A 13,475-nucleotide genomic window follows, 5' to 3' on the forward strand; every position below is an offset into this window, starting at 1 on the left:
GAGAATTGTTAGGCCGGCGAGTCACCTGGCCGACAAGGCAGGGACGCGGCCATCCCACGACCTATAAGTATCCGAAAATGGCGGACGTCCGGGCAGATAGCGCCTGCGGGAAGTCTAACGTAGCTACGGCAACAGCGTCAGATCTGGCGCGTCGAGACCGAGCGGATGCAAGGGATTGCCGATCAGCCCGCTGACCATCGCCGCCTGTATCCAGGTCGCCGGCCACAGCTTCGACATCGGCCCCACCAGCCGGTCGCGGACAAAGGGCAACAGGCGGCTGTCGGACTGATAGACCGGCGTGAACAACGCGGTGAGCCGCTGATAGAGATGCACGTGCCGCCGCCGCCCGGCGACCGCGCGTTCCAATCCCGCCCCGACGCTCGCACCTTCGCGCAGCCCCTTGGTCAGCGACCAGGCGTCGAGCAGCGCCATATTGGCGCCTTGCCCCAATTGCGGGCTTGCCGAATGCCAGGCGTCGCCGATGTGGATGAGCGCGGGTTCGGCCGGATTGCACAGCGTCCGATGGGCGTAATGGGCAAAGGTGAGCTGATCGGGATCGACGATCTGATCGAGCAGCGGCGCGCAGGCGGGCCAAAGCAAGAGAACCTCGCCCTTCCAGGCATCCAGTCCGGCGGTGCGCCATGCAGCCAGGCGATCGGCGCGCAGCGACCAAAAGAACGCGACTTGCGGGCGACTCGCGTTCGAAGGCGTGCCGATCGGAAGAACGCCGACCATCGTGCTCGCCCGTCGATAACGCTGCTCGAGCGCGGCACCGTCGAAGCTCGCCCCATCGGGCCAATCGAGGCTGGCCCATATCGCGCCATAGGCCAGCGAACGGCCGGTGGGTGGCGCGAGCGGCGTGCGCGTTCCCAGCGCGTCCACAACCAGATCGAAAGGCCCCGCAACGCCGCCATCGGCGAAATGCAGGTGGCGCTTCACCCCGTCAAGGACGCTGCTCGCCACCGTCCTGCCCGTAGCGATCGGCACGCCGGCCGCCGTCACCGCATCATGGAGCAGCGCGAACAGACTCGCCCGATGGATGCCGATGCCGAAGGCAGCCGGGCGCCCCAGGGCGGCATAGCGCACATCCAGCACGACCGGGCCGGCCATCCCAGCCTGGCCGACCAGGCGATCGATCCGGGCACCCTTTTGCAATGCGAGGTCGGCCAACCCCAACCGATCGAGCACGGCAAGGCCGGTCGGCTGAAGCATGAGGCCAGATCCGATCGGGCGCGGCGTCTCGAACCGTTCGAACACCGTCACACGATGCCCGTCACGCTTCAATAGCAGAGCGGCGGCCAACCCTCCGGGTCCGCAACCAGCAATGGCGATGTCGAGTGGCCCCATGCCTTGCTGCTAGCGGGAAACTTCGCCCGGACAAATGCGAAACGCGGCCAGGATCGGGCTCCTCAATGCCTCCGGGCAGGCTGCGTTCCCGAATCTTATTGCTGGAGAGAGAAGCAGGGCTGTGACGCCGCGCTCGATCGGCCAGTATTGGGAGGCGCTAGGCAGCAGACCGCCCGAGAGCGGATCGCGAGCGGCTACGGCCGCATCGTTATCCTGATTGGGCAGCTTCCTTGGCAACTCAGCGCAAGGATAGGCTGAGCCTAAAAGCGTAATTCTTCGAAAACCCACTTATCGGACTCGCCGATTCGGCGCTTTGGGGATGCAATGGGAGAAAGCACCGATGAAAAATTGGAAACTTGGCGGAGCCCCGCATCACCTCGAATTTGTTGCACGTTTTGTTGCATGCAACGCCAAATACGGCGTTCGCCACCAAGGGCCGTGCGCACTAAGTCATTGATTTTATTGAAGATTTTGGTGGACGCACTTGGGCTCGAACCAAGGACCCGCTGATTAAGAGTCAGCTGCTCTACCAACTGAGCTATGCGTCCATTCCGGCGGCGGAGCGGCTCAGGAGCCGCGTTCCGATCGGGAAGCGCGCGGTTAGCAGGCGTGGCGGAATGTGCAAACCTTTTTTTGCTCACCAGCCGGTTTTTCTCCGACTTTCGCGATCAATCGACATCAGGATCCCGAGACACAGCAGCACCGTCATCTGCGCGGAGCCGCCGAAACTGACCAGCGGCAGCGGGATTCCGACGACCGGGGCCAGGCCCATCACCATCATCAGATTGATCGCGACGTAGAAGAAGATCGTTGTCGACAGCCCGGCGGCGGTGAGCTTCGCGAAGCGCGATTTGGCGCGCACACCGACATTCACGCCCCAGCGGATAACGAACAGATAAGCTGCGATAATGAAGATCCCGCCGGCGAGGCCCCATTCCTCCGCCATCGTGGCGAAGACGAAGTCCGTCTGCCCCTCGGGGAGATAATCCAGGTGGCTTTGTGTGCCGTTGAGGAAGCCCTTGCCGAACATCCCGCCCGAGCCGATCGCGATCTTCGACTGGGTGATGTGATAGCCGGTGCGCAGCGGATCGCTTTCGGGATCGAGGAAGATCAGCACGCGATTGCGCTGATAATCATGGAGCGCGAAGTTGAAGGCGAGGGGAGCCGCGATCGCCAGCGCCAGCGCGCCGCCGACGAACAGGCGCAGCGGAATGCCCGCGAGGAACATCACGGTTACGCCGCCCGCGCAGATCATCAGCGCGGTGCCCAGATCAGGTTGCAGCATCACCAGCGCGCCCGGAATCCCGATCAGCACGCACGGCGGCCAGATCGCGCCGAAGCGCCGCGTTTCCGAGGGGGGAAGCATTTCGTAGAAGCGGGCGCAGGCAAGGACGATCGCGGGCTTCATCAGCTCCGACGGTTGCAGGCGGATGAAGCCGAGATCGAGCCAGCGCTGGCTGCCCCCGCGCACCGCGCCGAGCAATTCCACCGCGAACAGCAGCACGACCAGCCCGAGATAGGCAGGGAAGGCGGCGCGGCGCCAGATATTCTCGCGCACCGCGCTGACACCAACGGCGGCGGCAAGGAAGACGAAGAATCGTATGCCCTGCGGCAGCGCCCAGGGGCGCAGGCTGCCCCCGGCGGCGGAAAACAGCACGACCAGCCCGAAAGAGCCGATCGCGGCCACCAGCAGCAGGATGCGCCACGGCAGCCGCGCGAGCGGCGCGGGAATGATCGAATCGAGCATCATCGCTCTTGCGGGCCAGGCTCGGGCGAGCCGGTGGTGCCCGCCACGCCGCCGGTATTGGCGATATCGCCGGGCGTGGCATCGGCGCTGGCGTTGCTGGCGCTGGTGACCGCTTCGACGGCGGGGGCATCGGTGGGGGCGGGGGCGTCCGTTTCGGTGGCCATCCCCTCCTCGCTCGGGTGCGCGTTGGCGGCAGCGCGATAGGCGGCGGATTCCGCGGCCATCCGGGTGCGGATATCACCGCCCCATGTCGGCTCGACCTCCGCCAGCGATTTCATCGCGCGATCGCGATCGAACAGATAGGTCATGATATCGCGCCCGATCATCGGCGTATCGAGATTGCGCACCGTATGGCCGTTGTGTTCCAGCACGATCGCGGCGGCATAGCGCGGGTTTTCGATCGGCGCGAAGCACACGAACAGCGCGTGATCCCTGAGCTTGAACGGGAGCTGCGCGTTCTTCAGCACCCCGCTTCGCCGTTCGGCCATGGTGATGCGGCGCACTTGCGCGGTGCCCGTCTTGGCGGCGAGTTGGATGCCGGGCACCAGCATCCGCGCCGCGCCGCCGGTGCCCCCGCCGTTCACCACGCGCCACATCCCCTCGCGCACGATCTGGAGATTTTCCGGCTTCACCGGCAAGGCGGCGGGATTGCGCGACACATGATCCGCCAGCAGGCTTGGTTGCAGCATCCGCCCGGAAGCGATCCGCGCGGACATCACCGCGAGTTGCAGCGGATTCACCAGCACATAGCCTTGCCCGATCGAGGCGTTGAGCGAATCCGCCACCGTCCAGCGGCTCTTGTATTTCCGGAGCTTCCACGCGCTATCCGGCACGGTGCCGTAACGCTGGGTGGTGAGCGGCAGATCGAATTTCTCGCCCATCCCGAGCATCCGCGCGATCGGGGCGACATTATCATAACCAAGCCGCCGGACCATTTCGTAGAAATAGATGTCGCAACTCGCCGCGATCGCGCCGCCGAGATCGAGCGCGCCGTGGCCGCCGCGCTTGTGGCAGTGAAACACGCCGCTGCCGACCCTGAGCGCCCCGGTGCATACCACGCGTTCGTGCGGGCTGACGCCGGCTTCGAGCAGCGCGAGGCCGTTCATCGGCTTGACGGTCGATCCCGGCGGATAGAGCCCCTGCGTGGCCTTGTTCATCAGCGGCACGTGATCGTTGGCGCTCAGCATCTCCCATTCGAGATGGCTGATCCCGGCGGAAAAGCTGTTGGGATCATATGCCGGCATGGATGCCATCGCCAGCATTTCACCGGTGTGGCAATCGAACACCACCGCGGAGCCGGAATTGGTGCCCAGCCGCCGCGCGGCATATTCCTGCAATCCGGCGTCGATCGTCAGCTTCTGCGTCTTGCCGGGGATATCGGGCCGGGTGGCAAGCTCGGCGACCAGCTTGCCGCGCGCCGTGACCTCCACGCGCTTCGCGCCGGGGGAGCCGCGCAATTCCTTTTCCAGCGTCTTTTCCAGCCCGTCCTTGCCCAGCTTGAAGCCGGGCGTGACGAGCAATTGCTCACGCGTTTTCTTGAACTGTTCGGCGGTGGCGGTGCCGACATAGCCGGTGAGATGCGCGACCGCCGCGCCCGCCGGATAATTGCGCGCGAAGCCGCGTGTCGGCGCCACGCCCGGCAATTCCGGCTGGCGCACCTGCACCGCGGCGAACCGCTCCCACGAAATGCCGTCGATCACCTGCACCGGCTGGAAACCGGCGGCCTTCTTGATGTCCGCGCGCACGCGCAGCAGATCAGCCGGCGTGAGATCGAGCAGCTTTTGCAGCAGCGCCAGCGTGTGTTCGAGATCCTCGACGCGATCGGGGATGATATCGACGCGGAAATCGGTGCGGTTGTCGGCGATCGGATGGCCGCCGCGATCGACGATCCAGCCACGGCGCGGCGGGATCATCGTGTTGTTGACGCGATTGCTTTCGGAAAGCGTGCTGTAGCGTTCGTTCTCCGCGATCGCGAGCCAGCCCATCCGGCCGACGAGCAGCGCGCCGACCCCGATCTGAGCGGAGCCAAGCAGCCAGGCGCGGCGCGAGAAGGTGTAGCCTTGCTGCGCCTCGGTTGCGATCCGGGGCGGGCGGCTCATTCGCTCGCCCGCTTGCGATCAATCCAGGCGACGATTCGCGCGGCGAGGGGGAAGGCGAGGATCGACACGATGATCTGGAGCAATAGCACGGCATCGACGTGCGCGGTAAGCGGGGATGCGACGAGCCGGCCCCCGATCAGACACAAAATGATCGCGGCGGCGGCGATCATCCAGTCATGCCAGAAATCGCGAAACATCGTGCGCTGATCGAACAAATCTATCAGAAAGAAAGCGAGCGTCCACAGCACGATGGCGCTGCCCAGCGGCTGGCCGCTCAGCAGATCGTCGAACGATCCGAGCAACGGCACCGCCCAGCGCCTGAGCGAAAGCGGCGCGAGCAGCCGCCATGCGAGCAACATCAGCAGCCCGCACGGGGGCAGCAACCCCAGCGTCGCGCCGAACGGGGCGACGGTGACGAGCGAACCCGCCATCACCGTGATCCACGGAATCGCGCGCGCGCGACCGGCGGGCAGCACCGGCTCGAACGGTTTGCGGGGCGCGATGCTCATTTCTTGCCCTTGGCGGGGATCGGGCGCGGCGGCGGAGGCGGGGGAACGAACGCCTCGCTCACCAGCGCGAAATCGAATGTGTCTGGCCGGGCATAGGGCTGCGCGGGCGCGGTGTCGCTCCCCGCGCGGACGACGCGCGCGACGAGGACGCCCGGCATATAGATGCCGCCGGTGCCAGAGGTGACGAAGCGGTCGCCGGGCCGCAATCTGGCGTCGGCGGTGTCGACCGAGCGGATATCTATCATGCCGTCGCCGCGCCCGGCGGCGAGCGCGGGCATCCCGTCACCGATGCGGCGCACCGGCACGATGCTGGTGGGATCGGTGAGCAGCAGCACGCGCGCGGTGTTCGGCCCGGTTTCGACGATGCGGCCCAGCAGCCCGTCCGGCCCGCGCACCGGCTGCCCCTCGCGCACGCCCTGCCAGCTTCCGGCGTTGAGGATGCCGAAGCGCCGCGTGCTCGATGCGCTCGAACTGACGATACGCGCGGTGACGACCGTGCCGGGCGTGCCGTCGCGCAGCTTCAGCAGCCCGCGCAGGCGGCGGTTGTCCTGCACCACGATCTGCGCCTGGAGGATCGCGGCCTGGCGGCGCTTCAACTCGGCGCGCAATTCCTCATTCTCGCCGTGCACGCGGAAATAGCTGGCGATCGCATCGGGCGCCCCGGCGACCGTGCCGAACGCCGCCGACAGCCCCGAGGATACCGGCATGGTCACCTCGCGCACCGCCGCGCGCAATGCGGCGAAGGCGGTGGGATTGAATGATGACAAGGCGAGCAACACCGCGCCCACCACCGCGCCCGCGATGGCAAGGATATAGGTCAGGAATAGCGAATATTGCGCCCGCCTCGAGAAACCCGGGCGCCGATCCCGTGACGGCGCCATCGCCTATGCCTTTTCGAGAATGATTTCCCCGCTCAACCGCTTGTCAATACGCCACGGTACATCGTGTCTTCCAGCGCGCGGCCGGTGCCCAGCGCCACGCAGGTCAGCGGATCTTCCGCCACCGTAACGGGCAGCCCGGTTTCGTCGCGCAGCACCTCGTCCAGCCCCTGAAGCAGCGCGCCGCCGCCGGTCAGCACGATGCCCTGATCGACGATATCGGCGGCCAGTTCCGGCGCGGTATTTTCGAGCGCGACGCGCACGCCCTCGACGATCGTGGCGACCGGCTCGCTCAACGCCTCGGCGATCTGGCCCTGGTTGATCTGGATTTCCTTCGGCACGCCGTTGACGAGATCGCGGCCCTTGATGTGGATCGTCGCCCCGATGCCGTCAGCCGGCGGCTTGGCGATGCCCACTTCCTGCTTGATCCGCTCCGCCGTGGCTTCGCCGATCAGCAGATTGTGGTTGCGGCGGACGTAGCTGACGATCGCCTCGTCCATCTTGTCCCCGCCGACGCGGACGCTGGTGGTATAGGCAAGGCCGCGCAGCGACAGCACCGCCACTTCGGTCGTACCGCCGCCGATATCGACGATCATGCTGCCGATCGGCTCGGTCACCGGCATGTCGGCGCCGATCGCGGCGGCCATCGGCTCCTCGATCAGCCACACCTGGCTCGCGCCCGCGTTCGACGCGGCATCCCGGATCGCGCGGCGCTCCACCTTGGTCGAACCCGAGGGGACGCAGATCACGATTTCCGGCCAGCGCATGAAACGGCGTTGCCCATGCACCTTGTAGATGAAGCTCTTTATCATCTGCTCGGCGACATCAATGTCGGCGATCACGCCGTCCCGCAACGGGCGGATCGCTTCGATATTGCCCGGCGTCTTGCCCATCATCAGCTTGGCGTCGTTGCCGACCGCCTTCACCTTCTTGATGCCGTTGATGGTTTCGACCGCGACGACCGACGGCTCGTTGAGCACGATGCCGCGACCGCGCAGATAGACAACCGTGTTCGCCGTGCCCAGGTCGATCGCCATGTCGTGCGACATGAACTTGAAAAATCGCGAAAATGCCATGATGCGCTAGTTTCCGTCCCCGAGTCGCCACGCCAGATGCGCAGTACAATACGCCAACCATCCCGCGCTTGCTGCCGCAAGGCGCATTCTGCACGAATTTATCAGCGTCTTGACGGTCGCGGGATGGCGCCGCTTGGGCTAGGGGAGGGGACGTGTCAATAAGACGTTTGCCCGAGCACCTCGTGAACCGCATCGCCGCCGGTGAAGTGGTGGAAAGACCAGCCAGCGCGTTGAAGGAACTGGTCGAGAACGCGATCGACGCGGGCGCGACGCGCATCGCGGTGCTGCTCGCCGCCGGCGGGGTCGAGCGGATCGAGGTTTCCGATGACGGCTGCGGTATGTCGCCTGAGGAAATGGCGCTGGCGTGCGAGCGCCACGCGACCTCCAAGCTGCCCGACGACGATATCGACGCGGTATCCACGCTCGGCTTTCGTGGCGAGGCGCTCCCTTCCATCGCCAGCGTCGCGCGGGTGACGCTGGAGAGCCGACCGCGCGGGGCTGACGGCTGGGCGCGGACGATCGACAATGGCGTGCTGGTGCGCGAAGGCCCGGCGGCGCTGCCGCCCGGCACGCGGATCGTGGTCGACGGATTGTTCGCGCGCGTGCCGGCACGGCGCAAGTTCCTGCGCGCGACCCGCGGCGAATATGCCGCCTGCCTCGATGTGATGCGCCGGCTGGCGATGGCGCGGCCCGATATCGCCTTCACCGTGGAGCATGACGGGCGGCGCGCGCTCGCCGCGTTGCAGGCGGAGGACCGGCCCGCGCGTGTCGCGCTGCTCACCGATCGCGCGCTCGCCGAGAATTCGGTCGCGGTCGATCTGGAGCGCGAAGGCGTGGTGCTGGGCGGTGTCGCGGGGCTGCCGACCTTTCATCGCGGCATCGCCGATCATCAATATCTGTTCGTCAATGGACGGCCCGTGAAGGATCGCCTGCTGATCGGCGCGATTCGCGGCGCCTATGCCGAGATGATGCCGCGAGACCGGCACGCGGTGGTCGCGCTGTTCCTGGAGGTGCCGCCCGATCAGGTCGATGTGAACGTCCATCCCGCGAAAACGGAGGTGCGGTTCCGCGATCCGGCGATGATCCGGGGAATGATCGTGAGCGGCATCCGCCGCGCGCTGGACGGGGCGGGGCACCGCGTGGCGCATCGCCCGGCGGATGACGCGCTGGCGATGTGGCGCAGCGAGCCGATCGCCGCGCCGCCGCCCGAGCAGCAGCAGACGATCTGGCAAGCCGCGCCGCAAGCATCGGGCGGGGTGGTCGCCGATCGCCGCCCGAGCTTCTTCGCGCCCCCGCCGCAAGCGCGCGCGGAAGCGGCATGGGCGCCGCCGCCGGAGCGCGCCGATCACCCGCTTGGCGTGGCGCGCGGGCAGGTCGCCAAGACCTATATCGTCGCGGAAGCCGAAGACGGGCTGGTCATCGTAGATCAGCACGCCGCGCACGAACGGCTGGTGCTCGAACGGATGCGCCGCGCGCTCGCCGATGGGCGGGTAGCGTCGCAGGCGCTGCTGATCCCCGAAGTGGTCGAGCTGGACGAATCCGCGTGCGACCGGCTGGAGGTGCGCGCGGCGGAACTGTCCGAACTCGGGCTCGATCTCGAACGCTTCGGCCCGCGCGCGATCCTGGTACGCGCGACCCCGGCGCTGTTGGGCAGCGGCGATCCGGCGGGGCTGGTCACCGATCTCGCCGATGAACTGGCGGCGTTCGATGAGGCTTTATCCTTGCGCGAGCGATTAGACGCGGTGGCGGGGACGATGGCGTGCCATGGCTCGGTCCGCGCCGGGCGCGTGCTCTCGGTGGCAGAGATGAACGCGCTGCTCCGCGAAATGGAGGTCACGCCGCATTCCGGCCAGTGCAATCATGGGCGCCCGACATGGGTGAAGCTCGCGCATGGCGATATCGAAAAGCTGTTCGGGCGGAAGTGAGGCCGGGTTTCGCCGCAATCACGGTCGTTTAGGAGCGTCCTTAATTAGTCCGGATAACGGGCATTCCCGGTTTCGCGAAAGTCGGCCCTTTCGCAACGTCAGTCAGAAACTTGGTAAGGATCACTGTAGGCTTCACTCCTCGCGGATCATTGCACGACAATCGTTGCTCTGCGATCATCAGCCAATGAAGATGACCGGATACTCAGTCGCTGCCATCGCTGCCATCGCTTTGACCTTCGTGACGACCGCCGGTGTCGCGTTCAGCGGTTCCGCGCGTTCAGAACAACCAGAGCCTAAGCCGGGCGATGGTGTTCTATGCCTTTGGGCACTAACGTCCGTGGCGTCGGAGGTCGGTAAGCATTGTCCCGGCAAAAATGACCCCGCCTTTCAGACCGCGTTAGATCAGAGCGTAGCGGTCATGGACCAGTATGTTTTGGTAAACGGTCGTATCGACGCCACCGGCATTGCGAAGTTCAAAGCCCAACAGGGCGGGGTGGGGCAAAGCGCCGCAGAGCTTTGCACGCCGGACAAAACGCAAATTTACGATCATCTCCATTCGCAAGGCGCTGACGCAATACGAGAAGCGGTTCGTAAGGCGGTAGCGCGTCCCGGGACACCTGCATGGGGTGACTGCGTCTAGCGGGAGGCATTGCAAAAGGGTTCCTATGCGCGGCGCTGGCTGACCCGTCGCAAAACCAACGACTTGGCCGATGGAAAAGGTCGCACCTGAAGTCTACTTCCTGCGGTGGCGCTCCAGATGCAGCGTGACCGCACTCCACCCAATCCCCGCCGTTCACATGACGCTCGGACTATGGCGTCGCGGGGCTACCCCGCACGGCCCCGCACCGGCACGCCGGCTGCGGCCAGCGCGGCGTGGGCCTCCGCGATCGTAGCCTCCCCGAAGTGGAAGATCGACGCGGCGAGCACGGCGGAGGCATGGCCTTGCGTCACTCCCGCGACGAGATCGGCGAGGCTGCCGACGCCGCCCGATGCCACAATCGGCACGCTGGTAGCATCCGCGATCGTGCGGATCAGCGCGAGATCATAGCCGTCGCGGGTGCCATCGCGGTCCATCGAGGTGATGAGCAATTCGCCCGCGCCCAGTTCGGCGAGGTGCAGCGCGTGCTCCACCGCGTCGATCCCGGTCGCGCGGCGCCCGCCGTGGGTGAATACTTCCCAGCGATCGCCGCTGCGCCGCGCATCGACGCTCGCCACGCAGCACTGGCTCCCGAAACGCCCGGCGATGTCTGACACCACCTCCGGCCGCGCGACGGCGGCGGAGTTCACCGCCACCTTGTCCGCGCCGGCGAGCAGCAATGCGCGCGCATCGTCCGCCGTCCGCACGCCACCGCCGACGGTGAGCGGCATGAAGCATTCCGCCGCCGTCCGCCGCACCACGTCGAGAATGGTGTCGCGGCCCTCGTGGCTGGCGGTGATATCGAGGAAGCACAATTCGTCCGCGCCGGCTGCGTCATAGGCGCGCGCCTGCTCCACCGGATCGCCAGCATCCTTCAGATCGACGAAATTGACACCCTTCACCACGCGCCCGTTGGCGACATCGAGGCAGGGGATGACGCGCGCGCGAACCGTCATCAGGCGGCCTTCGCCACCGCCAGCGCGGCGGCGAGATCGAGCCTGCCGTCATAGAGCGCGCGGCCCGTGATGACGCCTTCCACCCCGTCACGCGTGTGGAGCGCGAGGATATGGATATCGCCGATGCCCTTCACCCCGCCGCTGGCGATCACGGGGATCGCCACCGCGCGGGCAAGGTCAACCGTCGCCTCGACGTTGCAGCCCTTGAGCAGCCCGTCGCGCCCGACATCGGTGAACAGCAGCGCGGCGACGCCCGCATCCTCGAAACGGCGCGCCATATCGGTGACGCTGACGGTGGAGACCTCGGCCCAGCCCTTGGTCGCGACCATGCCGTCGCGCGCATCGACCGCCACGACGATCCCGCCGGGGAAGGCGGCGGCCATGTCGCGCACGAATTGCGGGTTTTCGAGCGCCGCGGTGCCGATCACCACGCGCGAAACGCCGAGATCGAACCAGCCCTCCACTGCCGCTGGCGTGCGGATGCCGCCGCCGAGCTGGACGTGGCCGGGGAAACGCTCAACGATCGCGCGCACCGCCTCGCCGTTGACCGACTGGCCCGCGAAGGCGCCGTCGAGATCGACGACATGGAGATGCCCGGCGCCCGCTTGCGCGAACAGCATCGCCTGCGCGGCGGGATCGTCGCCATAGATGGTGGCGCGATCCATATCGCCCTCGGCGAGGCGCACGACCTGCCCCTGTTTGAGGTCGATCGCGGGGAAAACGATAAGGGTCATGGGCGCCACGCAAGGAAATGTTCGAGCAGCGCAAGGCCGTAACGCTGGCTCTTTTCGGGATGGAATTGCACGCCGAGCAGATTGTCCCGCCCGATCGCGGCGGTGACGGGGCCGGCATGATCGGTGCGGGCGAGAACATGCTCGCCCTCGAACGCATAGCTGTGCAGGAAATAGGCCTCGCCCGCCGCCAGCAGCGGATGCGGGACGAGGGGAACCACGTCGTTCCACCCCATATGCGGCACCTTCGCCGCCGGATCGGCTGGCCTCAGCAGGCGGACGCGCCCGGCGATCCAGCCGAGCCCGGCGTGGCTGCCCATTTCCTCGCCGCTATCCGCCATCAATTGCATCCCCACGCAGATGCCGAGGAACGGTGCGCCCTGCGCAAGCACGCGCGCGGCGAGCGCCTGTTCCAGCCCGTCCACCGCGCGCAGGTTCGCCGCGCACGCGCCGAACGCGCCGACGCCGGGCAGCACGATGCGATCGGCGCGCGCGATCACATCGGGATCGGCGGTGATGGTGACATTGCCCGCGCCCGCTGCGCGAAGTGCGTTCTCCACCGAGCGCAGATTGCCCGATTGGATATCGACCAGCGCGAGCGTCATTGCGCGAGCCTTGCGATCGCGGACACCGCCAGCGCCGCCTTGAACTCCACCACCTCGGCGGTGGCGAGCCCCGCGGTCACCAGCGGATCGGTCTGTGCCAGCGCCTCGATATCCTCGGCGATGCCCCGGCACAGGATCACGCTGCCGGTGCGCGGCTCGCGCCGCCCGGCGACGAGGAACACGCCCTCCTTAAGGCCGCGCTCAAGGAACGCGCGATGCGCCTCGACATGCGCGTCCACCTTGTCCAGCGAGCCGACATAATCGAGCAGGACGACGCAAAGGTGCCCGTCGACGTGGAACTCGCTCAGCGCGGTCACAACGTGCCTTTGGTCGATGGAATCGCATCGGCCTTGCGCGGGTCGATCTCCAGCGCCAGCCGCAGCGCGCGGGCCAGGCCCTTGAAGGCGCTTTCGGCGATATGATGGTTGTTCTCGCCGTGCAGGGTTTCGATATGCAGCGTGATTCCAGCGGCTTGGGCGAAGGAGTGGAACCAGTGCTTGAATAGCTCGGTATCCATCTCGCCGAGTCGCTTCTGGGTGAATTCGGTGTTCCAGACGAGCCACGGCCGGCCCGAGATATCGAGCGCCACGCGCGTCAGCGTCTCGTCCATCGGGGATAGCGCGTCGCCGTAGCGGCGGATGCCGCGCTTGTCGCCAAGCGCCTGCGCCACCGCCTGGCCGATCGCGATCGCGGTATCCTCCACCGTATGGTGCTGATCTATATGCAGATCGCCTTTGGTGCGGACGTTGAGGTCGATCAGCGAATGCCGGGCAAGCTGCTCAAGCATGTGATCGAAGAAGCCGATCCCGGTTTCCACGTCATAAAGCCCGGTCCCGTCGAGATTGACGGTGACGGCGATATCCGTTTCGCTGGTGGCGCGTGTGATCGTCGCGGTGCGCATGATGCGCTCCATAACGCGCGCGCCGCATTTGGGAAGGAAAGCTTTGCTTGACCACGCCCGCGAC

The 13,475-nt window shown here is 66.6% G+C and carries 13 protein-coding genes and 1 tRNA gene; 2 read left to right on the plus strand and 12 right to left on the minus strand.

The genetic code is table 11. The features are described from left to right. Positions 1-123: 123 nt before the first annotated feature. The 7 genes from Q0316_RS13210 to Q0316_RS13240 all read right to left on the minus strand — a co-directional run bounded on the left by Q0316_RS13210 (position 124) and on the right by Q0316_RS13240 (position 7,656). Complete coding sequence (locus Q0316_RS13210; protein WP_298673249.1) at positions 124-1,347, minus strand: NAD(P)/FAD-dependent oxidoreductase; 1,224 nt, start codon at positions 1,345-1,347, stop codon at positions 124-126. A gap of 472 nt (positions 1,348-1,819) precedes the next feature. Continuing rightward, positions 1,820-1,895: transfer RNA gene (locus tag Q0316_RS13215), tRNA-Lys, on the minus strand. An 89-nt stretch (positions 1,896-1,984) separates the two neighbouring features. Further along, positions 1,985-3,097 carry a rod shape-determining protein RodA gene (rodA, locus tag Q0316_RS13220; protein WP_298673251.1) on the minus strand — a complete coding sequence of 371 codons (1,113 nt, stop codon included), beginning with the start codon at positions 3,095-3,097 and terminating at the stop codon, positions 1,985-1,987. After that, a complete protein-coding gene (mrdA, locus tag Q0316_RS13225; protein WP_298673254.1) occupies positions 3,094-5,193 on the minus strand; it encodes a penicillin-binding protein 2 in 2,100 nt (699 codons plus the stop codon). Before mrdA ends, rodA begins: the two co-directional genes overlap by 4 nt. Continuing rightward, the gene (locus Q0316_RS13230; RefSeq protein WP_298673256.1) at positions 5,190-5,702 is read right to left on the minus strand and encodes a rod shape-determining protein MreD; all 513 of its coding nucleotides are present in this window, start codon (positions 5,700-5,702) and stop codon (positions 5,190-5,192) included. Before Q0316_RS13230 ends, mrdA begins: the two co-directional genes overlap by 4 nt. Continuing rightward, positions 5,699-6,583: a rod shape-determining protein MreC gene (mreC, locus tag Q0316_RS13235; RefSeq protein WP_298673258.1), complete on the minus strand. Its 885-nt coding sequence runs from the start codon at positions 6,581-6,583 to the stop codon at positions 5,699-5,701. Before mreC ends, Q0316_RS13230 begins: the two co-directional genes overlap by 4 nt. A gap of 32 nt (positions 6,584-6,615) precedes the next feature. Further along, complete coding sequence (locus Q0316_RS13240) at positions 6,616-7,656, minus strand: rod shape-determining protein (protein ID WP_298673261.1); 1,041 nt, start codon at positions 7,654-7,656, stop codon at positions 6,616-6,618. Between the two features lie 152 nt (positions 7,657-7,808). On the opposite strand from Q0316_RS13240, the gene mutL reads away from it, so the two are divergent. Then, positions 7,809-9,581, plus strand: coding sequence for a DNA mismatch repair endonuclease MutL (gene mutL, locus Q0316_RS13245; protein ID WP_298673264.1), 1,773 nt, complete (start codon positions 7,809-7,811; stop codon positions 9,579-9,581). 184 nt (positions 9,582-9,765) lie between these two features. Then, positions 9,766-10,221, plus strand: coding sequence for a hypothetical protein (locus Q0316_RS13250; RefSeq protein WP_298673266.1), 456 nt, complete (start codon positions 9,766-9,768; stop codon positions 10,219-10,221). A gap of 185 nt (positions 10,222-10,406) precedes the next feature. On the opposite strand, the gene hisF is transcribed toward Q0316_RS13250, so the two are convergent. Genes hisF through hisB form a run of 5 tightly spaced genes read right to left on the minus strand, consistent with a single transcriptional unit; the run spans position 10,407 to position 13,411 of the window. Beyond that, positions 10,407-11,174 (minus strand): imidazole glycerol phosphate synthase subunit HisF, encoded by a 768-nt coding sequence (hisF, locus tag Q0316_RS13255; RefSeq protein ID WP_298673269.1) that lies wholly within the window; start codon positions 11,172-11,174, stop codon positions 10,407-10,409. Then, positions 11,174-11,908 carry a 1-(5-phosphoribosyl)-5-[(5-phosphoribosylamino)methylideneamino]imidazole-4-carboxamide isomerase gene (gene hisA, locus Q0316_RS13260; protein ID WP_298673272.1) on the minus strand — a complete coding sequence of 245 codons (735 nt, stop codon included), beginning with the start codon at positions 11,906-11,908 and terminating at the stop codon, positions 11,174-11,176. The genes hisF and hisA overlap by 1 nt, the downstream gene beginning before the upstream one ends. Further along, the gene (gene hisH, locus Q0316_RS13265) at positions 11,905-12,510 is read right to left on the minus strand and encodes an imidazole glycerol phosphate synthase subunit HisH (protein ID WP_298673275.1); all 606 of its coding nucleotides are present in this window, start codon (positions 12,508-12,510) and stop codon (positions 11,905-11,907) included. Before hisH ends, hisA begins: the two co-directional genes overlap by 4 nt. Then, on the minus strand, positions 12,507-12,827 hold the full coding sequence (locus Q0316_RS13270; protein ID WP_298673278.1) for a YciI family protein: 321 nt from the start codon (positions 12,825-12,827) through the stop codon (positions 12,507-12,509). The genes hisH and Q0316_RS13270 overlap by 4 nt, the downstream gene beginning before the upstream one ends. Then, positions 12,824-13,411, minus strand: coding sequence for an imidazoleglycerol-phosphate dehydratase HisB (gene hisB, locus Q0316_RS13275; protein ID WP_298673281.1), 588 nt, complete (start codon positions 13,409-13,411; stop codon positions 12,824-12,826). Before hisB ends, Q0316_RS13270 begins: the two co-directional genes overlap by 4 nt. Between the last annotated feature and the right edge of the window lie 64 nt (positions 13,412-13,475).

It is taken from the genome of uncultured Sphingomonas sp. (genome assembly GCF_937871615.1).
Taxonomy (GTDB): domain Bacteria; phylum Pseudomonadota; class Alphaproteobacteria; order Sphingomonadales; family Sphingomonadaceae; genus Sphingomonas.